Raw genomic sequence first — 19,105 nt, 5'->3', positions numbered from 1 at the left:
ACCTGGAGAGAGCGGACGCGGCCGGCGAGTTCGCGGACGGCGGGTCAGCGTCGGTAGGGGGTGAGGTCGCTCAGCAGCTGGGATAGGTGGCCGGTGACCCGGGTGGAGGTGACCTGGTCGGTGAGCAGGTCCACGGCATGTCCGGCGTGGTGCAGGGTTTGGTCGATATCGGGGTCTGGTTGGCGGGTGTAGGTGGTGGCGAGCAGGGTGTAGCGCAGTGCGCCTTCGCGGGAATCGTTGTGGTCTTGGCCGTGGAGGGCGGCGCGGAGGTGTCGGCGGGCGTCGGCGTGTTCGCCGAGGCGCAGGTAGCAGTATCCGGCTTGGCCGTGGGCGTGGGTGGTGTCGAGCCAGTAGCTCCAATCCGGTGCCCCGTCTGCGGGGCTGTCGAGGTAGGTGAAGGCCGCATCGATCGCGCGTCGGGTGTCGAAGGCTGAGCCTGCGACGGCGTGGGCTTCGGCGGCGCGCAGGTGCAGGATCGCCGAAACCCGGCCGCTGGCACCGGGGTAGCCGGTGATCGCTGTTTCGGCGAGGAGTGCGGCTTCGCGGGGTTGTCCGATGTCTTTGGTTTGGCAGCTCATGAACCCGAGGATGTTCGCGGCCAGCGCTCGGTCTCCGGCGGTGTGGGCGGTACGCAGGGCGGTGACCCAATACCGTTGTGCGCGGGCATGTTGGCTGGTGTCGAAGCACAGCCAGCCGGCGAGCCTGAGCAGTTCGGCGGCTGAGGCGTGCAGGCGGCGGCCGGTGGTGTCGTCGTAGCTGGCGTGGCGCAGTAGGTGCAGGACGTGGCGTAGGTGTGCGCGGACCATGGTCAGCAGGGTGCCGCCGCCGAGTTGGTCGTCCATGCGGCGCAGGCTCGCAGTCATGGTGTCGATCTCGTCGACCGTGGCCGGCTGGATCCGGGTTCCCGAAGCGTTGGTGAGCTCACCGACGTGGGCGGCGAGGAGCCACTGATGGGCGGGGGCAGTGATCGCGGTACCGGCGAGGGTGAGAAAGTGCCGTCGCTGCATGGGATCAGCCTCGGTCACGGCCGCGATGGCGCGCAAGGCCCCTTCAGCCGTCCACAGTTCGTCCAGCCCTGAATCGGCGAAAACCAGCGGTTCGGCACAGGATACGGTCCATCCGAGCCCGGCGGGAGTGCACGCGCGGGCGAGTTCGGCACTGCACAGCGCGGCGGCCAGGGCCGGCCAGGGGGCGCGGGGGCGAGCGCCGGCGAGCCACCTGTATGGGGTTTTCGGGTGCATCCGGTTGCTGAGCCCTTGCAATGCGGCGTGCTCGTTCAACCGTTGGGCGAAGGTTCCCGGCCGCCGTCCCAGCTCGGTCAACACTGTTGCCGGCTGCGCGTTCACCTCGCCCAAACCCACACCGACCGTTAGCGCAGGAACCAACCGTGAACGAGATGCCAGAATGCGGCATGGGCCAATCCATCACCGTGATCGTTTCCGGTCCGCCTGGCAGCGGAAAGTCAACTCTGGCGCACGCACTCGCCCACCGCCTCGGTGTCCCGGCCCTCCTCCGCGATGAAATCAAACAGGGCATGGTGCTCTCCGGACACGGCAGCCCCACCGACGGATACGACGACCTCAACACCCCCACCCTCGACGTGTTCTTCGCCATCCTCACCACCCTCGCCCGCGCCGGGGTCACCGTGGTAGCCGAAGCGGCCTTCCAAAACGAGCGCTGGCAGCCGAACCTGCTGCCCTTGGCCGAGATCGCCGACCTCCGCGTCATCCACTGCACGGCACCCACGGCGCTGATCCACCAGCGCATCACCGCCCGTGCCGCCACCGACCCGCACCGGCAGGCCCACCACGACAGCGGCCTCGTCACCGCGATCACCACCGGAGGCGAATCACCCATCGACGCCTTCGATCCGGTCCGGCTCGACGTACCGGCCATGACCGTCGATACCAGCAACGGCTACCACCCCGACCTCGACACAATCACGCGGTTCGCCACGGGTGTAAGGGCATAGCACGGTTCGGCCGCGATGCCGGTCGATCGGACTTTCGCTGGTCGATTAGTGCATCCAACCCGCGGTCGGTCAGCTGCGGCAGCGGGTCATCGCTGGGTAGCGGTGCCGGTTCGCTTCGCAGTGGTCGTTGTAGAGCACTGCGATAGCTTCAGCTGTCTTGCGTGCGGCATCGCACCCGCTGTAGTCCACGCTGACCTGAATCATGTGGCCTTCCAAGCTCTCTCCATCGCTGTCCTCGGCGCGGGCATCGGGGTCGGTGGCGAGGGTGATGATGCAACTGCCGGGGCTGGTGTACTTGTCGCCACGGATTTGCAGCGCGGGATGACCTGCGACGGTGATGCGTTCTTCCTCGTCGCTGTATTTCCTGGGCACGAGCGCCTTGGAAAGATAGTCGTAGGTGTAGGTGATGTGGTGGCCATCGGCGTGGTTGGCGGGCACGAGATTGAAATTGCAGCCCCACCCCACAGGTCCGGGGTAAAAACGCAGGCCGGGTGCGTCGGCGGCAACGGTGGACAAGACCGCGCAGGCGTCCAGAGTGGCCAGCGGGTGGTTGACCTGAGCGTGTGCGGGAAACGCCGGCTGGTCGGTGAACGGTGGCGCCTCAGCGCGTTGCGGCCGCTTCCCCACCAGGTCCAGCCCGGCAGCGGCGACGGTTTGCGCGACCGGACAGAGATCATCACGGAGCCCTGTGGAGACGGCGGTGAGCTCACTGCGGGCGGTCACTGTGTAGGACAACGCCAGCTTGTGGGTTTCATCGAACGGGATGTAGGCACTGCACAGGTCCGGGGTAGCGCTGATCCGAATGGGTGTGCCCGCCACCGGCGTCCCGTAACTGCCGCTGGTTGTTCCGAACCGGACAGTGATCTCTCTGATCTGCAACGGACCGGCCAGCGGGGAGAAACTGGTGCTGCACTGGTCATAGGTGCCCCCTGCACCGATATAGTCGGCCGGCCCGATACCGGCGACAACCTCGGTATCGAGGTAGCCGCAGAGATCTACCGCCTGCAACTGTGTCCGGTAATCCAGCATCTGCCGCTGATCGGCGCTGAGGAAATCCGGATACGGAAGAACCACCGGCGTGGGCTGCACACCGGAACTCGGAGACGACTGCGGAGCACACGCCCCCACCCCGACACTCACCATCAGCGCAGCCGCCACCACGGACAGCCGACCACAGACCCCACCGAAAAGCATGCGCTCCCCCGTCTCCCCTCGCTTCGATCTCGATCAGATCATCTACGCCCAAACTAGCGCAGCTCCGGCCCGAGGGGGCCGGCGTGCACGGGTGCCCAGCTCGGCGACCAGCGTCTCGGGGGTCACAGCGAACGCCGGAACGCGATCGGCGAGCTAGCGCATTTCCGCGCCTCGTCGGCTCGGGCGTAGGCCACCGGATCTCGCTACCGTTGAAAACGTGGACTACACGGCCGCAAGGAAAATTGCAGTGGGGCAGGCTGACTGGGTCGAACTTGTCGGGCGACGAGTGCGGTTGGCTGCGGTGCGGACCGAACCGGACCGCTACTCACGGCTGCTCTCGGCTGCACGAACGCACAAATCCGCGGCCTGTCTGTGCCGGAAACCGGCATTGCCGTTGGTGACGCGTTGCAGCCAGACCACCGGACGGCACCACCTCGCTGTCTGGCCGGGCCAAGGACCGAAGCACGCACCCGAATGCCCGTTCCACCGCCTCGACCGCACGATGAGCGGTCGCGGAGTCTACGAATCGGCCGCGATCCGCGAAACCGTCGACGGTACGACCGCGGTCAGGTTCGGCGCACCACTGACCAGCAAACCAAGCGAGGATCTCCCACTATCGGTGAATCAGCAAACCTGCCCCGGTCTTGGCCGCCACTCGGTGGGACTGCTGGGGTTGATGCACTACCTGTGGGAGGAGGCGAAACTGCCGGTGTGGATCAGGGGCTCACGGGGCCGCGGCTGGGCTGAGGTGTCCGCTGCGTTGACCGAGCAGCTCGCGGGCATCACGATCAGCGGTCAACCCGCCGAATCGGTGCTGCATGTGGTCCCGCCCTACAGCCCGGCCTCTGCTGAGGCAAACCTTGCCGCCCTCGATCAGTTCCTCTCCTCGCTGCGTACCGACACCCACCAGATCCGGCGCGGGTTCATCCTCGGTGAGATCAAGGCGATCCATGAATCCAAATTCGGGTTCCGCGTTCAGCTCGCCCACCAGAGCCCACACCGAGGGATCTACCTCAGTGCGCGGCTCGAGGCCGCGCTCCGCCGCCGCTACCGGCACCCCTTTGCCGCGGCCGCGCACTCCGCAGGCGGCCGCCGAATCGCGCTGTTCTATATCGAGCGCTCCCGCAACGGGTTCGCCACCGCCGCCGATGCCGCGGTCATGCTGACTAACCGCGCCTACCTACCGGCCGACTCCTCGTATGAGGTCCAGATGGCCGATGCCCTGATCGCTGCCGGACGTACATTCGTCAAACCGCTGCGCTACGACACCACCGACGCGGTGTTTCCGGATTTCGTGCTGACCGACACGCCAGATCGGACCGTGGTAGAGGTGTGGGGACTGCCTGGTCGCCATGAGTATGAAGAGCGTAAAGCCGCAAAGCAGGCTATCTACCAGCAGTCCTCTACCGCTCTGATTGAATGGAACGTCGCCGATCCTCTCCCTGATCTTCACCTTGAATAGGGCTTGGCCCCGGGTTTTCCATCCGTCAGCTCAGCGTGATCGTCGCGGCTGTACTCATCTGCAACGGCGTGTGAGCAGTGGCCGGGCCGGTTCGTGGCCGGTTCACAGCAGGTGTGCATTCGACCGGATCGAGGCCAGGCACTCCGTGATCGAGGGCTGGTTGCCGTAGACCAGTGCCATCGCGTCGCGGTATCCAGCTTCCAGGACCTCACGTGCTGGTGTGTTGTCGGACAGCAGCGGGCCGTCGGAGAACCCGCTGGCCGGCCGCGGGGTGTAGCTGAATCCTGCGGCCGCGCTGTGCTCGTCGACGTCCGCGCACAATCGCGCGATACCGTCGGTGCCAAGTGCTTCCAGCGAGGCCCGGACCTGTGTATCGCTGAGAAGGCAATGAATGTCGTAGAGGTGACGGGCGTTTCGCCGCAGCGCGGCGGTGGCCTTCGGGTCGGGCGCACGGGTGGCACCATCGTGTAGGGCTGAGAGCTTCTCGAACAGGGTGCGTTCAGGTGCGAGAACGTCGATGCCGAACGCGGCGAATTCGGCCCAAGTGTCGGCGGTATCCCCGAAATGGCTGATAGCGAAATCGGCCACCAGCGAGCGGATCTCGTGACGGGCGGTCGGGAAGGTACCGCCGCGGGTGCCCATCTCGAGCAGCACACCTTCTTTGATCGAGTCCTCCGCGGCCGGTGCGGCCGTGGTGCGTGCGGGGTAGATGTAGCTGACGTTGCGCTTGACCCCCTTGGTCGATTCCTTCGGCACGACCGCGTCGGCGGGCAGGCCCAAGTGCGCGGTCACGGCATCACGCACCTGCTTGAGTGCCTTGTCCTTCGCGCCGGCGCCGGCCTCCACCTCTGCCGGGAACACCACGAGGAGGTCGATGTCTTCGGAGAACCGCTCGATCAACCCGTAGACCCGAGACAAACTGGTGCCGCCCTTGAAGATCACCGTCACCGGGCCGGTGCCGGACTGACCGTTGACCTCGACCGGGAATGTAGTGGCCCTGAGCACTTCTAGGGCCCAGAAGTCCTTTTCCACATAGGTCAAGTCGATGTCGAGCTGGGAAGCGGCGGCGCCGATCAGCGCGGCCAGCTCGTCGGGATGCTCACGCAGCAGAGGGGCCATCAGGCCAGCATGCCCGATACCCGCAAATCCTCACTCAGGCGCCGTAGATTACGGCGCAGCGCCGGGGAATGCTCGGCTTCGGCCGCAGCTGTGAGTTCACTCCAGCGCAGCTTGCCGCGCTCCACCGATGCACCGACCGTGGAAGCGAGCGCCGACCATCCGCCGTCGACGGCGGTCTCCCAGTCACCGCGCAGCAATTCGAGCACGGCTATCTCGAGCGCGTTCAACGCCAGCCGTCGGAGGTTGTTGCGCTTGGAGATCTTCACCCCAGGCACGCCCGTGGGCACCGGACCGGTCACCACCATGGTCGGTTTGGCCGGCACCTGGGTGGTCAAACCGAGCGCGCGGGCGGCGGAAAACCCGGTCGGCCCGGCACCGGTGTCGCCGAGCACCTCGGCCGCGATCGCTTCGGCCGAGGGCCGGGTCGTGCCGTAGCGGGTCTGGGCGCCCTTGAAGTAGAGGCCCTTGCGGATACGCACTACCTCCCCGCGCTGGTGCGCGCGTTTGACCGCTGAGGTCGCGGCAGCAGCAGATCCTGGCAGGCGGTTCGTGTGTACGAACCCACCCACCGGAACGGTCGCCAGCGCCTTGCTGGCGTCACCTACTACTGCCCTCATGACAGGAAATTGTATCGAAAACCTGTCACGAACGCGAGGCTGCGCACCGTGACCGCCGCCACGACACGCGTGTCACCTGGGAAAATGCGCGTGATCAGGCCTGATCAGCTCAGGCCGTGACACTTCTCCGGTGCCGGACCGGTGCGCGCGGCCGCGGCGACGGCGCGGCCCGAACCGCCCTCTCCGTGGCCTCCACGGGGTTCACCGCTGTGGGCCGGCTTCTCCACCGACCTGCCGCTGTGCGAGTACCGCCAGCGCGTCCACCACCCGTTGTCCACCGGGGCTCTGCGGATTCGGGCGGTCCGGACGACTTCCACGAAACCTACCGATCTTGTCACCGGCCCGGGTGATACTCGACAGCGGCCAATCGAATACTGCTGTAGGGGGTGGGTGTTCCGATGATCGAACGAGCGGAGTCGGGCGTGTTCACCGCGCGGGTGGGTGGGTTGGACCTGCGGGGCTGGTCAGCGACCGTGGACGAGATGGAGGCGATTGTGCGCCGTCTCGGGTTCGACGGGGCGGCCGTGTCCGGTCCGTCGGTATCGCCGGCAGTCGCGGCTGAGGAAACCGACGGGATTCGACAGGCCCAGCTCGACCATTCTTACGACCACTGGGTACAGGCTCTGTGGGCGGCGGCCGACCGGCCGGAGCGTGCAGTGCTGCGCGAGGCTCTGGTTGCGCTGCGCGCCGATATGCCGGCGCCGGGCCTCCGCGCCGCGCAGATGTTCTGGGTCCGCGATCCGGACCCGGGTGCCGAACTGCTGGCCTGGCTGGGCGAGCGGGTGGCACGAGTGAACGCGGCCGCACCACAGGTCGGACAGGACAACACGGTTTTCGGTTCCCGGGCGGTGCCGCAGGAGCGCGACGGCCCTGAGGCGCGAGCGTATTACCTGGACTGGGTGGATCCGGAGCGGATCGTGACCACGCCGGATCCCGAACAGTGGGGTGAGTTCGACCGCTCCGAGCCGGCGCGGCGCTCGCTGGCGGGTTTCTGCGTCACGTTGCACGCGGCCACGACCCCGGAAGCGTTGGAGGCGTGGATCGATCGGCTCGTGGTCGGCGAGTTGCGACACCCGGTGCCACTGGAACGGGTCGAAGGACCGGCCGGGCCGGTGTATGCCGTCCGGGGCGACGGCACCCACCGGGCCCACTTCGCCCGGGTTTTCGGCCTTCCGCTGCTGGCAGTGGTCCGCACCAGCAACCTGCCCCGGCCACTCAAGGCGTTCGACCGGCCCCCGGTCGAGGGCGCACCGTTCGGGCAGTGGGCTTCGCTCTGGCGTGGCCTACAGAAGCGCGGCCTGCTCGACCTCACCGAGCATCCCGGGCCCGGGATGGCATCGTGGACACCGACGTGGATGTGCGCGGAGTGGATGCTGATGCGCCCCGAGAAGGCCGCCGCGCTGAACCGGGCCTACGACCGGGTATACCCGCGGGCCCTGCACCACGCCACCGGCCTGACCGACGACCAGTTGTTCGACCCCGAGCAATGGGCCCGCGCGCTCATCGGCTCCCGACCGGCACGGTCACGGCGAGGGCCGCGGTGGTGGTCGCTACTTGCGGAGCGGATCCACGCAACGCTCACGCGAGGACCACGCGGTCGCCGGCCCCGCACGGTGGGATCGGTCGAACAGCGTGCACGCTCATGATCCCGAGGAGTCGGTCAAGGAAGGCACACTGGAATTCATGGCCCACATCGCCAACCGCGGCCGAGGTGGACGTCCTCGTACAGCGAAGATCGGAGCTACCGCGATGAGTCACGACCAGTTGGTGATGGCCCTGCAAGCCGAAATCATCGCCTACGACACCCACCGCAGCCCCGAACACATGCAGGCGCTACAGGCGGCTGCCGGTGAGTGCCGAACCGCCGGAATCGACGTCGCGACGATCCTGCAATCCACCCTCGCCGCCCTCCTCGGCCCCGACGAGATCGTGCGCCGCATTCGTGCAGCCCTCACCGACCCGCCACCGACCACCACACAGCGTCTCGCCGCCCGCATACAGCATTGGACCCAACGGCATCACAGCCGACAGAGCGGAACGTCGAACTAGCCCCCCATGCACGGTGTAGAGCAGTGACCGCGGCTCAGCGGAACTTGATCAGCCGGCCTGCCGGTGTGGTGGTGATGGACAACGGTAGTGCGGGGTTACCGGCCGCAGCGAGGGCCGCAGCGGGCCGCTCGGTTCAATGACTGCGGGTGCAGCCCGATATCACCGCACCCGTAACTCGGATGCGCTCGGACGTGGCCGACGACCGCGCAGACCTCGCAGTGGCCCGGATCGCCTACTCGGCCGCGTTCGGGGTTGGTTCCGGCGTAGGCATGTGTCGGTGGATAGCTCGGGTGGTGTCTACCCATGAGCTCGGCGAATTCGATTCGGGCAGCCACGGGCACGTGCAGGCTCATGACCGATGATCGTAGCCACCTCGCGCGAAGCGAGGTCTGGAATCACCCGGGCCCTCAAGGGACACGGTGACGCAATGCCCTGCGCTCGCGAACGACATCGATGTCTCGGCTGGCGCACACCGGAGCTTTCTTGACCGCAGCCACCACCGCCTCCGGGCGGGTCAACAAGGCAGCGTGAGCGAGGAACTGACGATAGAAATCCTGCGCACCGTCGGCCGAACCAGCACTGTCGAACCAGTTGGCCAGGCCCTGCCCGAGAGCATCACCCACGGGCAAGCCGACACCGGCCAGATACCTCTCACACAAGAATTCCACGCCCGTATTGCTGGGCCTGTACCGCGGCGGCCGCTGGCGCGCACTACTGCGCCCAAGCGCTCTATCGGATTTCCCGGTGATCTCCTTGAACCAGCTCGAAAACTGCGCTGATCGTGCCGCATCTTCCTCCGCCTCCGCGTGATCGAGAGTTCGCAAGGTCTGGAGGTGTTCGGGATCCGGGTCCGGCGCCAATGCGGGGACCGGGAGGGCGATGGACTGAACGCTGACGATCACGGCGGGATCGATGGCCAACGACAGCGATCCGCCTGATTCCTGGACATTGAGGTAACGCAGGGCCCACAGGTTCTCGGCTTCCAACGTCTTGAGCAGGACCTGAGAGACACTGTCGTAGTTCTCGTCCCGGTATCCCTCGTTGACCTCGCCCGCGGCCACGCATAGTTGCACTCGGTGCAGGTAGAACGGCACACCCACCTGCGTCTGGGTGTCCATCCGGCGCAACATGTTCTCAATCGCGCACTCATACGTGCCCACATGCAAGGCCTTGGTCAGCGAGTACTCGGCCAGGTCATCCAACGCGACCGCGTCGCGCATCGGGTGCTCATCGAGAAATCTGGTGGCATCGGCAGCGAACGATGAGGAGGGCCAATCCGGGTATGTGCTGGTGTGATACCACGCCAGCCGCCCTACCATCTCATCGGCCAGCGCCCGATCGTCCTCGTCGCGCAGCAGCGCAGTGTAGGGGCCGAAATGCGTGGTTTCACCACAGCGCTCACACACGGTGGGATCGCCGAGGGACTGATCCCAGTACTGCTGTGCGGACAGCCAGATCGTCGCCCCGCACACACAACGCATCCGGTAGCCGTAATCGAACCCGGAGAGCACATCGACCAACGCGCCCGGACCGAATCCGCCGAGACCGCCACATTCACTCACCTCATGAGTGTGCAGATCGTGTCAAACCGCCCCCGGTCCGAATCGAGAGATTGCGGCACACTGGGGTATGGAGGTCGGGTACACCCTCGCGTTGCTGCGACTCGATGACGATCTGGTCCTGCGTGATCTCGTCCGGGCCGTCGGCGACCCCGCGCTACTGGCCGCTGTCGATGCCGAGTTCGAGGCCGGTCTGGATTGGCTGAGCGAGATAATCTCCGAGCCCGGCTATGTGCCCACGGCCGACGATGTCGTCGAGGTGGTACTTGAGATCTTCGATGCCCTGCCCGCCGAGCTGGATCTGGATCCGGTGGCGGCCGCCGCGGTTGACGCCTACCTCGAACACGCCACGCAAATTCTGATCCGCCTCGTGATCGACGCCGCGCCGATCGAGCCCTGAGACCCGGTATCCGGCCACGATGCGTGCTGGCTGGCGGCAGGGGTGGATCGTGGTCGCCGTCGTCAGCGGGGCCAGCGGTAGTGACGCCAGAGATATACGTCCTTGGCGGCGGTGCCGACGAATTCGACTCCGGCGACCTTGAGGATCGCAGCGACACTGCGCTGGTTGTCAGCTCGGATGCCGGCGTGGAAGCTGGCCACATCCGCGGCCGCGGGATGCGATTTCACGATGGCTTTGACCCCCGCGGGAAAGGCCTTGCCCCCAGAGCGAGGGATCGACCAGTGTCACCAACGACATCACCGGGCCCGGTATCGCGACCGGTGGTGTGGCGGGCACCCTTCGCGTGGACCACCTCGATGTGCAGCGCCACCGCGACCGCCGCTGGTACTGCCGAGTGGGCTGCACCATTGTCCGGCACCAGCACGGGGAGCAGGTGACCGAGCCGATGGAGCCGGTCTCCATCGCTGCTACCCGACTGGCGGGCGACGCCTACCTTCTCCTCAGCGAATACTGACCTGCCCGGTTCGGCGAGCTGAGCTGCTTGTTACTGGCGCCACTTCAGCGGTGAGATCTTCTGGGCGGCGTCGGCGATCTGTTGCGCGGTGGTTGTTTTCAGCTTCCGGTAGGAGTCGGTGATCCATTCCTCCATCAGAGTGTTTCCCGCGGCTTGGTATTCGAGGGCTTGGATGAGGCATTCGAGCCGGTCGGCGTCGCGGGCGCAGATTGCTTCGGGGGTGGTTTGGGCTTCGAATTCGGCGACGGTGCGCCGCAATGCCTGCTGTGCTGCGGGTGGGAGGCCGGCGATTTGAGCGGCGGTGACCTCTTCGTGGCTGGCGACGGTCATGAATGGTGTGGAGGTTTTGTTGTTGTCGCCGGTGCGGGTTTCCTGGCTGTCGTGCCAGATTGCCATGTGGGCGGCGGTGGCGGGGTCGGCGCCTTCGACGGCGGCGATGATGGAGGCGAGTTGGGCGACTCGGCAGGTGTGGTCGGCGACGGATTCCGGGTTCGGGACGTGGGCTTGGCGCCACCCTTTGCGGGGTTCGCGTTTGAGGTTTCCCAGCTCATAGGCGAAGGCAGCGATTTCGGCTGCGGCGTCGGGGCCCAGCTGCTGTGCATCCATGGTGGTGTTCCTCCGCGTCATCGGCTGGAAAGACGTAGTGCGTAGGCCACGTTAGCCAGATCGTGGCGGGCCTGCGGCATCAGCTCGGGGTCTCCGCTCATCCGTTCGAGTGCCGCACGGGTGGCCTCCCGCAGTGCGGGGTTGGCGGCGAGCAGGTGCGGGTGGCTGGCGATCAGGTCGGCCAGGGTGTGAGCGTAGAGATCGGCTTGCCCGCTGCCCGGGTGCAGCCGGTCGAGCAGGTGGCGCAGCAGACGCTCACCAGACCAGGTGTTGACCTCGGCGCGCATCATCGCGGTGTCGGTGGTGACCGGGCCTGCGCCGAGTTCGCCGACCCAGTAGGCGTAGTAGCTGAGGTTGGCTTGTTCCTGCGGGTGGTCGTCGTGGAGCCGGGACAGGTAGGCGCGTAGCGGATCGCGGTCTCCGGCGGCGGCGAGCGCGATCGCCGAGGACCGTACTCGCAGCCAGCCGGGGCCCTGGGTGCTGACGGTCGAATGCAGGGCTCGGGAGTGTTCACCAGCGAGCCAATCGGCTGATTCGGGCCGGTCGTCGAATCCCAGTAGGTAGGCGGCCTGGCGTCGCAGCAGCGCGTCCTCGGGCCAGCGGCAGCGGTCCGCGGCCAGGAGCAGGTTGTCGAAGAACCGGTGCCGGTCGGCGGCGGAAATGACCGGGCTCGACGGCCGCGGGCCCCGCCGGCGAGGACTGCTGAGGTCGGCCAGCTGTGCGGGTGGCCGCCCGGTGACCGGCCACGTGATCAGGTTGGCCAACGTGCGCTGGTGGACACTGACGGCCAGGGGATGCTGGCTGGCTGCGACCGCGGTGGGGTCGGTGTAGGCGGTTTCGCTGATGATCAGGTCCGCTTCCAGCGCGTCGCTCAACAGTGCGATGGCGTGCGGGGGCGCGCCGTGGCGGGTGAGCAGCATGCGCAGCCGCGTCAGATCCCCGGCCCGCAGACCTGCCACGGGACGGCGGCCGGATTCCCACCCGTAGACGGTGGTGGTGTCGACTCCGGCGAGCTCGGCGAAATCGGCCTGTGTCAGCTGCGCCGACTCGCGCATCAGCTTCAACAGGAAGCCCGCGACCGCGCCGCGCGCCGAACCCTGACTGGGGGTCGGGGTTTCGCGGGGCGTGCCCATGGATCGTCCTTGACGTTTTCGCGATGAGTGCCGGGCGTACTCGTACTGCCGGTCAGTTCAGGCATCGGCCAGCTCAGCATACCGTCGATGACATCGATTCACTGACCGGATCGATCGTATCGGCGACCAGCGCGCGGCCCGTGAAACACGGTGGCGCGAATGGCGTCTCACTCGTGGCCTCAGCGAAGGAGCGTGCCCGAATGAATCCCGAGAATCCGAGGATGTCGTGTCCGCTGCGGTATCCGTTCGGAGAGCACCACACGGTGGACCTCGAGGCGGACTACCGCCGGTGCGGGCCGGTCACGGCAGTGGAGCTACCCAGCGGCGCGCGGGGCTGGCTGGTCACCGATCACGCGCTGGTGCGGCGGGTGCTGGCCGATCCCCGGTTCTCGCGGGAGCGGGCCAACTCCCCGCATGTGGCGCGGCTGTCGACCGAGGTGCTTCCGGCGGCGGCAATTCTGGCGACCGATCCTCCACGTCATTCCGCGCTGCGGTCGGTGATCGCCCCGATGTTCGCGCCACGGCAGGTCACCGCGATGACACCGGCGGTCACCGCCTTGGCGGAACGGCTGGTCAGCGAGTTGGAGGACCGCGGAGAGCCGGCCGACATCGTGGCCGGATTCACCGAACCATTCGCCGCCGCGGTGGTCTGCGAAATGTTCGGTGTGCCCGAGCGTTTCCGCACCCAGGTATTCGAACTCGGTGATGCGCTCACCGCCCGGGACGCGACGCCCGAGTCGCTGGCGGCGGCACGGGCCGAATGCGAAGAGCTGGCCCGCGAGATGGCCGCCGAGCAGCCCACCGGGTTGTTCGCACTGCTCGGCGAGTCCGCCAACCGCGATGAGGACGTATTGAACCTGATCATCGCCTGCCTGATCGGCGGCCGCGGATCACCGACGGTCTTTCTGTCCAGCGCCTTGTTCGCCCTGCTGCGCGACCCGCAGCACTACCGGCACCTGGTCGCCCGACCCGAAACGATCACCGTCGCGGTCGAGGAACTGTTGCGGTTCGTCCCGGTCGGTGTCGGCGGCGGCTTCACCCGCGTCGCCACCGAGGACATGCAGCTCGGGCCCGTACGGGTGCGTGCCGGCGACGCGATCATTCCGGCGATGCACGCCGCGGGCCGCGACCCGAAAGTATTCGACGTACCGGACACCCTCACCTTCGATCGCGGTGCGCGCCTGCCGCATCTGGCGTTCGGGCACGGCACCCACTACTGCGTCGGCGCCGGCGTCGCGCGGCTGCAAGCACGCATAGCAGTGGAAACCCTGACCACCCGGCTGCCGGGGCTTCGGCTGGCCGATCCCGACGACGCCGGAATCTGGCGGTCGGGCCGGGTGGTGCGATCCCTCGAGCGATTGGACGTGGCATGGACGCGAGACTGATCATCGACCGCGACCGCTGTGCGGGCACCGGGGTGTGCCTGCCGATCGCCGGACAGAACCTACAGCTGGTCGACGGCATCGCCACCGTCGGTGGTGCCACGATCGGAGTCGACCAGGCCCGCACCGCCGCAGCGTGCTGCCCCAATACCGCGATCACGGTGTGCGAAACCAACCCTGCGGCGTTTCACCTGGACGCTCCGATCGTGACGTTGGGGCCGGCCGGAACCGACGCCGACGCTGAAGCACGCAAACACACCACGCTGGTGCGGCTGGTCGATTCGTTCGCCGACGCGATGACACTCGCCGCCGACCAGGACCTGTGCGCGCTGGTCGCCGCCGGATACCTCGCCTTGGATGCCGAAGGCCGGACCACCGATTCCTGGGTCGATCAGCACTTCGGCCACACCGGAGTCCTGCGGTTGCAACGCTGCTGGGAAAGCCCCACCAAGCCGATGTGCCTGGCAGTCCACCGTGACCTACCCGGGCGGACACCGGTGCAGACCGTGGCCACCCATCCCGCCACCAGGATCTTCGCCACCCGGTACGCGCCCGGCGCACGGCTGGTGACCGTGAACGCCAAACCGCTGGCCGCACGCGCGGCCGCACGCGGCGAGGTCGACGCCTGTATCGCCTCGGTCGACGTCGCCGCCCGCTACCCCCAGCTCGACGTGCGATACGAGTGGCAGCCGACGATGGTGTGGCTGCTCTACAGCACCGGCGGCGGCGATGAGTGAACCGATAACAGTGGCGCTGCTCGGCGCCGGAATCATGGCCAACGCGGTCGCAGCCCGCCTGACTGCCTGCGGGTTCACACTGCGCCGCTACAACCGCACCACCGCCCACATCGAGGGCCCCGCCATCGTATGCGCGTCCCCGGCGCAGGCCGCCGACGGCGCACAGGCGGTGTGGTCGTTCGTACACGACGACACGGCCAGCCGGGCGATATGGTTCGGCAACGAGGGCGCGCTCACCACAGCCGACGGCGCCCTCGTGCTCGAATCCTCCACGCTCTCCCCCGACTACGCCGACCACTGGATGCGCCAAGCGCGCGCCATGGGCGCCCGGCCGGTGCTGGCCCCGGTCACCGGCAGCCGGCCCGGCGCCGACAACGGCACCCTGGTGGCCTTCACCGCAGGCACCGCCACCCACCTCGCGGCAGCCGCCCCGCTGCTGCGGGTCATCGCCCAAGACCAGGTACATATCGGCGAGAACGCCGCGGCCGCGGCGACCGTCAAGTTGCTGAACAACGCGCTGGCGGCGGTGATCCTGACGGGACTCGCCGAAACCTTCACCACCGCCGCCGCATTCGGACTCGACACCGGACAGGTGATGGCGGTGTGGTCGCGATACGGGTGGGCTCGACCGGTCGCCAGCGCCTACGGCGAGGCGATGATCGCCGGCGAGCACGGCCTGACCGACTGCTCACTGGCAGTTATCGCCAAGGACCTGCGTTACACGACCGCCGCGCTGGGCGACCTGCCCGCGCCGTTGATCACCGCAGCCGCCGAGCGGTTTCAGCGGGCACTGAAACTCGGGCTGGGTGAGCAGGAGATGTCGGCAATCGTCGGCGCGACCGGGGACCGGCCATGACCACCCCTGATTGGTTCTCCCACACCGCGACCGCCCCCGCATCAGCGTGCCGGCGGGTCAACCAGCACCTCGCTGCCTACACGCGCACGGTCGGAGACCACGCGCGCACGCACCTCGGCGAGGACACCAGCATCTGCTTGTCGGGATCGCTGGCCCGCGGAGAACCCGCGGTGCGCCGCGGCCGCACCGGTTACACCCTGGGGTCGGACGTGGACCTGGTCGCTGTCGTCGACCACCTGGAGAACGCGGAGCCGGCGGTGGAGAAGTTCACCCGGGCGCTGCTCGAGACACATCCCGACATCGACACCACCGTATTCACCGTGCACCGCGCTGATCTCGGCTCGGTCGCGGGCCGGTTCGGCGCCGACCTGCATCACGCCGCCGACCGGCCCCTGGCCGGCCCGACACCGGCCGGTGTGGCGGAACCACGGATCGGCCGGCGAGAAGGATTGGAAGGGCTCACCCACCAGCTGGCGACGATCTACTGCCCCGACAGCCCACCGGCGGCGACACCGTGGCGGGTCAAAACCGCCCTCGAAGCATTGCGCGCTGTCGCCACAGTCTCCGGCCTGGCCGGCGGCCCGCAACGCTACAGCGACCTGGTCGACAACCCGCTGGTGTGCACGGCCCTTCGCCCAGGGGTCGTCGCCGAGCTGGTGCGCGCCCGCGAACGCAGCACACGCATGCCGATCACCGATGCGATCGCCTACGACCTGGTCATTACCGCCGCCTGCTACCTGTTCGACGTCGCGTCCACCCACGACGATCTCCTCGCAGCCCTGCACAGCATCCCAGACGGAGTGCACCTGCTCGACGGGTTCCAGCGGGCGGTGCTGGCGGCCACGATCATCGGCTACGGCCCGACCCGGTTCCGCTGCGCGGCCGGATCGGCGCTGCACGTCACCCTCACCGCGATCGAGGACGCCACCGTTCCTGCCGGGCTGTCGTCGCTCGAGGCGTTGAGGCGGATCTCGCCGGTGGAATTCGGTCGCGGTATCGACCACCCGAACCGTGTGCTGCGCCAGCACCTTCAGGGCTTGCGCCGCGACTACTACCAGCACCTGAGCGCGCACAACTTCGGAGCACAACCCGCGACAACCTACACCGGCCCCACCACCGCGACGGGCCCGACACCGAGGAGGCCCGCGCATGGATGAGTGGCCGGACTGGATCCAGCGACTTCCCGTCATCGTCCCGCCGTTCCCGCACGGCCGCGGATACCTGCTGGCCGGCCCGCACGGCCAGGTCGTGTTCTGGACCTTCCCCACCGGCGCCCGGGTGCCCTCTCACCGGCACGGACCCCAGCTCGGCGTCGTCCTCGCCGGACACGTCGAACTCGACACCGGCGCCGGCACCCGCACCGTGTGCGCCGGAGAACATTTCAGCCTCGCCGATCAGGAGCCACACGCGGCGGTCGTCGCGCCGGGAACACTGGTGATCGAAGTCTTCGCCGACCCCGACCGGCACACACCAGGACAACCGTCGACATGACCGGCCAGATCATCGAGGCGGCACGGGTACTCACCGGTCTCGGCACAGCCCTGGCCCCCGGGACGGTCGTGATCGACGACCGACACATCGCCTGGATCGGACCAGCGCACGAGCTGCCCACCGAATGGCGCGGTCCGGGCATCGACCGGATCGAGCTACCGGATGCCACCCTGCTGCCCGGCCTCATCGACACCCACGTTCACCTCGCATTCGGCGGCGCCGCACGAGCCGGCCAGGACACCGACCGCGACGAGATACCCGCGATCGTCCGCGCCGGGCTCTGCGAGGTGCTCGATGCGGGTATCACCACGGTGCGCGATCTCGGCGCACCCCACTACACCGACACCGACACCCTCGCCCGGCCCTACACGGGGCCCAGGGTGTTGACCGCCACCATCCCGCTCACGGTGCCCGGTGGTCATTGCCACCAGCTCGGCGGCGCTACCGACACCGTCGCCGGCATCCACGAACTCGTCGCCGCCAATGCCGCACGAGACGCGGACTGGATCAAGATCATGGTCACCGGCGGGTTCACCACCGGCGGCGCCAGCTCACCCTACGAACCCCAATTCACCGATACCCAGATCACCGCGGCCGTCACCGCCGCGCACGAACACGGTCTACCCGTCGCAGCCCATGCCCACGGCACCGCCGGAATCCGGCAGGCCGTCACCGCAGGCGTCGACTCGATCGAGCACTGCACCTGGATGACCCGCGACGGGTTCGACCTCGACCCCGGCCTGGTTCGCGAGATCGCCGACCGCCGCATCCCGGTCTGCCCGACGCTGAACCACCTGGCCAGATCCGCCACCGGCCGGCTGCCATGGCCGGTGCGCCGCCACCACCTCCAGATCATGCTCGATACCGGCGTGCGACTCATCCCCGGCAGCGACGCAGGCATCCCCCACACCCCACCCGGGCGCTACCCCGACTCCCTGCCCGCCTACACCGACCTCGGCCTCACCCCAGCCGAAGTGATCGACCTGGCCACCCGCCAGGCAGCCGACGCGCTCCGGATCGGCCACCTCACCGGTACGCTCGCCGCCGGGCACAGCGCCGACCTGCTGGCGGTACCCGGCGACCCCACCCGCGATCTCGACCTGCTCACCGCACCGACCCTCATCGCCGCAGCAGGTCGGCTGCACTACACCACCGCCACACCCGACGACGAGGAGAAAACGTGACCAGTCCCGGACCCAGCCTGTCATCGGAATACGCCTCGACCAGCCCGTTGCAGGTGAGGATCGACACCCACGCCCAGCACAGCGAACGCGACGACGACCCGATCGCCGCGGTCCTCGACGCGCTGGCGCTGACCGGCACCGAAGCACTGGCCGACATCGGCTGCGGCGACGGCCGATTCCTGGCCCACCTCACCGCCCACGGCCACCGCGGCCGCCTCGTCGGCCTCGACACCTCCGCCGCGATGGTCGCGGCCGCGGCACAGCTGTCCGGCGTCGACGGCGTGCTCGGCACCGCCGAAGCCCTACCATTCGCCGACAACGAATTCGAGGCCACCACCGCCCGCCACATGCTCTACCACGTCCCCGATCCCGCCCGCGCCTTGCGCGAGTTCCGGCGCATCACCCGCCCCGGCGGGCGAGTCGCCGTCACCGTCAACCATCCCGCCACCTGCGCGCGGACCCGCCAACTGGTCTGCGACCGCGCCACCGAACACGGTCTCACCCCGGTAGCCGACATGGTCAACACCGTGCACTCGGGCACCCTGCCGACCCTGATGAACGACGTATTCGGCGATATCCGGATCCACCAAAACGACAACGCCCTAGCCTTCGATACCCCCGCCCCACTGATCCGGTTCGCCGAAGCCCTGTTCTCCTTCTGCGGCATCGACGCCGAAAGCCCGCACCGTGGCGAGGTTCTGGATGCGGTGGCCGCCGATATCCACGACTGGTTCCGCACGCACCCCGGCGAGGCATGGCGCGACCCCAAGGGCTATATCGTCGCCACCGCAACCATCCAATAGTCGCTCCCCCGAAAGGCATTCGTCCCA

The 19,105-nt window shown here is 67.9% G+C and carries 21 protein-coding genes; 13 read left to right on the top strand and 8 right to left on the bottom strand.

Translation table 11 applies throughout. The annotated features are described in order from the left end of the window. Positions 1–44: 44 nt before the first annotated feature. A complete protein-coding gene (locus tag ON22_RS35175; RefSeq protein WP_156052414.1) occupies positions 45–1,385 on the bottom strand; it encodes a tetratricopeptide repeat protein in 1,341 nt (446 codons plus the stop codon). An 11-nt stretch (positions 1,386–1,396) separates the two neighbouring features. On the opposite strand from ON22_RS35175, the gene ON22_RS34250 reads away from it, so the two are divergent. After that, entirely contained in the window at positions 1,397–1,972 is a 576-nt protein-coding gene (locus ON22_RS34250; protein WP_231508770.1) for a P-loop nucleotide/nucleoside kinase family protein, read from the top strand. Positions 1,973–2,041: 69 nt separating this feature from the next. Here ON22_RS34250 and ON22_RS34245 read toward each other — a convergent pair whose 3' ends face one another. Continuing rightward, positions 2,042–3,001 carry a hypothetical protein gene (locus tag ON22_RS34245; protein ID WP_156052415.1) on the bottom strand — a complete coding sequence of 320 codons (960 nt, stop codon included), beginning with the start codon at positions 2,999–3,001 and terminating at the stop codon, positions 2,042–2,044. Positions 3,002–3,383: 382 nt separating this feature from the next. Between ON22_RS34245 and ON22_RS34240 the strand changes: the two genes are divergently transcribed. Then, positions 3,384–4,628 carry a DUF1173 family protein gene (locus ON22_RS34240; RefSeq protein ID WP_157170464.1) on the top strand — a complete coding sequence of 415 codons (1,245 nt, stop codon included), beginning with the start codon at positions 3,384–3,386 and terminating at the stop codon, positions 4,626–4,628. Between the two features lie 102 nt (positions 4,629–4,730). Here the strand turns inward: ON22_RS34240 and ON22_RS34235 are convergent, their stop codons facing one another. Together ON22_RS34235 and ON22_RS35170 are read right to left on the bottom strand one after the other, a co-directional pair. Continuing rightward, positions 4,731–5,747 carry a nucleotidyl transferase AbiEii/AbiGii toxin family protein gene (locus tag ON22_RS34235; RefSeq protein WP_033247078.1) on the bottom strand — a complete coding sequence of 339 codons (1,017 nt, stop codon included), beginning with the start codon at positions 5,745–5,747 and terminating at the stop codon, positions 4,731–4,733. Then, complete coding sequence (locus tag ON22_RS35170; protein ID WP_156052416.1) at positions 5,747–6,364, bottom strand: DUF6088 family protein; 618 nt, start codon at positions 6,362–6,364, stop codon at positions 5,747–5,749. The genes ON22_RS34235 and ON22_RS35170 overlap by 1 nt, the downstream gene beginning before the upstream one ends. Positions 6,365–6,762: 398 nt before the next feature. Between ON22_RS35170 and ON22_RS34225 the strand changes: the two genes are divergently transcribed. Together ON22_RS34225 and ON22_RS34220 are read left to right on the top strand one after the other, a co-directional pair. Beyond that, positions 6,763–8,010, top strand: coding sequence for a hypothetical protein (locus ON22_RS34225; protein ID WP_156052417.1), 1,248 nt, complete (start codon positions 6,763–6,765; stop codon positions 8,008–8,010). Between the two features lie 103 nt (positions 8,011–8,113). Beyond that, a complete protein-coding gene (locus ON22_RS34220; RefSeq protein ID WP_156052418.1) occupies positions 8,114–8,413 on the top strand; it encodes a hypothetical protein in 300 nt (99 codons plus the stop codon). Positions 8,414–8,820: 407 nt separating this feature from the next. On the opposite strand, the gene ON22_RS35165 is transcribed toward ON22_RS34220, so the two are convergent. After that, positions 8,821–9,933 carry a hypothetical protein gene (locus tag ON22_RS35165; protein WP_156052419.1) on the bottom strand — a complete coding sequence of 371 codons (1,113 nt, stop codon included), beginning with the start codon at positions 9,931–9,933 and terminating at the stop codon, positions 8,821–8,823. A 109-nt stretch (positions 9,934–10,042) separates the two neighbouring features. On the opposite strand from ON22_RS35165, the gene ON22_RS34205 reads away from it, so the two are divergent. Next, entirely contained in the window at positions 10,043–10,372 is a 330-nt protein-coding gene (locus tag ON22_RS34205) for a hypothetical protein (protein ID WP_033247082.1), read from the top strand. A 62-nt stretch (positions 10,373–10,434) separates the two neighbouring features. Here ON22_RS34205 and ON22_RS37155 read toward each other — a convergent pair whose 3' ends face one another. Further along, a complete protein-coding gene (locus ON22_RS37155; RefSeq protein WP_156052420.1) occupies positions 10,435–10,599 on the bottom strand; it encodes a hypothetical protein in 165 nt (54 codons plus the stop codon). Between the two features lie 98 nt (positions 10,600–10,697). Between ON22_RS37155 and ON22_RS34200 the strand changes: the two genes are divergently transcribed. Next, positions 10,698–10,886 carry a hypothetical protein gene (locus ON22_RS34200; RefSeq protein WP_033247083.1) on the top strand — a complete coding sequence of 63 codons (189 nt, stop codon included), beginning with the start codon at positions 10,698–10,700 and terminating at the stop codon, positions 10,884–10,886. 30 nt (positions 10,887–10,916) lie between these two features. On the opposite strand, the gene ON22_RS34195 is transcribed toward ON22_RS34200, so the two are convergent. Together ON22_RS34195 and ON22_RS34190 are read right to left on the bottom strand one after the other, a co-directional pair. After that, on the bottom strand, positions 10,917–11,492 hold the full coding sequence (locus ON22_RS34195) for an HD domain-containing protein (RefSeq protein ID WP_033247084.1): 576 nt from the start codon (positions 11,490–11,492) through the stop codon (positions 10,917–10,919). Positions 11,493–11,509: 17 nt separating this feature from the next. Further along, positions 11,510–12,625 (bottom strand): helix-turn-helix transcriptional regulator, encoded by a 1,116-nt coding sequence (locus ON22_RS34190; protein WP_033247085.1) that lies wholly within the window; start codon positions 12,623–12,625, stop codon positions 11,510–11,512. 200 nt (positions 12,626–12,825) lie between these two features. Between ON22_RS34190 and ON22_RS34185 the strand changes: the two genes are divergently transcribed. From ON22_RS34185 to ON22_RS35155, 7 genes are read left to right on the top strand one after another with little or no spacing between them, the layout of a single operon-like run. Next, on the top strand, positions 12,826–14,010 hold the full coding sequence (locus ON22_RS34185) for a cytochrome P450 (protein WP_051743140.1): 1,185 nt from the start codon (positions 12,826–12,828) through the stop codon (positions 14,008–14,010). Continuing rightward, positions 13,995–14,744 carry a ferredoxin gene (locus ON22_RS34180; RefSeq protein WP_051158449.1) on the top strand — a complete coding sequence of 250 codons (750 nt, stop codon included), beginning with the start codon at positions 13,995–13,997 and terminating at the stop codon, positions 14,742–14,744. Before ON22_RS34185 ends, ON22_RS34180 begins: the two co-directional genes overlap by 16 nt. After that, the gene (locus tag ON22_RS35160; RefSeq protein ID WP_081596043.1) at positions 14,737–15,600 is read left to right on the top strand and encodes an NAD(P)-dependent oxidoreductase; all 864 of its coding nucleotides are present in this window, start codon (positions 14,737–14,739) and stop codon (positions 15,598–15,600) included. Before ON22_RS34180 ends, ON22_RS35160 begins: the two co-directional genes overlap by 8 nt. Then, positions 15,597–16,757, top strand: coding sequence for a nucleotidyltransferase domain-containing protein (locus ON22_RS34170; RefSeq protein WP_033247086.1), 1,161 nt, complete (start codon positions 15,597–15,599; stop codon positions 16,755–16,757). The genes ON22_RS35160 and ON22_RS34170 overlap by 4 nt, the downstream gene beginning before the upstream one ends. Beyond that, positions 16,750–17,091 (top strand): cupin domain-containing protein, encoded by a 342-nt coding sequence (locus tag ON22_RS34165; RefSeq protein WP_033247087.1) that lies wholly within the window; start codon positions 16,750–16,752, stop codon positions 17,089–17,091. The genes ON22_RS34170 and ON22_RS34165 overlap by 8 nt, the downstream gene beginning before the upstream one ends. Next, the gene (locus tag ON22_RS34160; protein ID WP_033247088.1) at positions 17,088–18,275 is read left to right on the top strand and encodes a metal-dependent hydrolase family protein; all 1,188 of its coding nucleotides are present in this window, start codon (positions 17,088–17,090) and stop codon (positions 18,273–18,275) included. The genes ON22_RS34165 and ON22_RS34160 overlap by 4 nt, the downstream gene beginning before the upstream one ends. Continuing rightward, on the top strand, positions 18,272–19,078 hold the full coding sequence (locus ON22_RS35155) for a class I SAM-dependent methyltransferase (RefSeq protein ID WP_051158447.1): 807 nt from the start codon (positions 18,272–18,274) through the stop codon (positions 19,076–19,078). Before ON22_RS34160 ends, ON22_RS35155 begins: the two co-directional genes overlap by 4 nt. Positions 19,079–19,105 lie beyond the last annotated feature (27 nt).

Source organism: Nocardia carnea NBRC 14403, from assembly GCF_000308515.1.
Lineage (GTDB): Bacteria > Actinomycetota > Actinomycetes > Mycobacteriales > Mycobacteriaceae > Nocardia > Nocardia carnea.
This window is presented reverse-complemented; position numbering and strand designations above follow the sequence as displayed.

Bases quoted from the DNA above. Each gene is read 5' to 3' on its own strand.
- ON22_RS34250 (WP_231508770.1), top strand. From the start codon at position 1,397: ATGCCAGAATGCGGCATGGGCCAATCCATCACCGTGATCGTTTCCGGT.
- ON22_RS34245 (WP_156052415.1), bottom strand. From the start codon at position 3,001: ATGCTGGATTACCGGACACAGTTGCAGGCGGTAGATCTCTGCGGCTAC.
- ON22_RS34235 (WP_033247078.1), bottom strand. From the start codon at position 5,747: ATGGCCCCTCTGCTGCGTGAGCATCCCGACGAGCTGGCCGCGCTGATC.
- ON22_RS35170 (WP_156052416.1), bottom strand. From the start codon at position 6,364: ATGAGGGCAGTAGTAGGTGACGCCAGCAAGGCGCTGGCGACCGTTCCG.
- ON22_RS34225 (WP_156052417.1), top strand. From the start codon at position 6,763: ATGATCGAACGAGCGGAGTCGGGCGTGTTCACCGCGCGGGTGGGTGGG.
- ON22_RS34220 (WP_156052418.1), top strand. From the start codon at position 8,114: ATGAGTCACGACCAGTTGGTGATGGCCCTGCAAGCCGAAATCATCGCC.
- ON22_RS34205 (WP_033247082.1), top strand. From the start codon at position 10,043: ATGGAGGTCGGGTACACCCTCGCGTTGCTGCGACTCGATGACGATCTG.
- ON22_RS34195 (WP_033247084.1), bottom strand. From the start codon at position 11,492: ATGGATGCACAGCAGCTGGGCCCCGACGCCGCAGCCGAAATCGCTGCC.
- ON22_RS34190 (WP_033247085.1), bottom strand. From the start codon at position 12,625: ATGGGCACGCCCCGCGAAACCCCGACCCCCAGTCAGGGTTCGGCGCGC.
- ON22_RS34185 (WP_051743140.1), top strand. From the start codon at position 12,826: ATGAATCCCGAGAATCCGAGGATGTCGTGTCCGCTGCGGTATCCGTTC.
- ON22_RS34180 (WP_051158449.1), top strand. From the start codon at position 13,995: ATGGACGCGAGACTGATCATCGACCGCGACCGCTGTGCGGGCACCGGG.
- ON22_RS35160 (WP_081596043.1), top strand. From the start codon at position 14,737: ATGAGTGAACCGATAACAGTGGCGCTGCTCGGCGCCGGAATCATGGCC.
- ON22_RS34170 (WP_033247086.1), top strand. From the start codon at position 15,597: ATGACCACCCCTGATTGGTTCTCCCACACCGCGACCGCCCCCGCATCA.
- ON22_RS34165 (WP_033247087.1), top strand. From the start codon at position 16,750: ATGGATGAGTGGCCGGACTGGATCCAGCGACTTCCCGTCATCGTCCCG.
- ON22_RS34160 (WP_033247088.1), top strand. From the start codon at position 17,088: ATGACCGGCCAGATCATCGAGGCGGCACGGGTACTCACCGGTCTCGGC.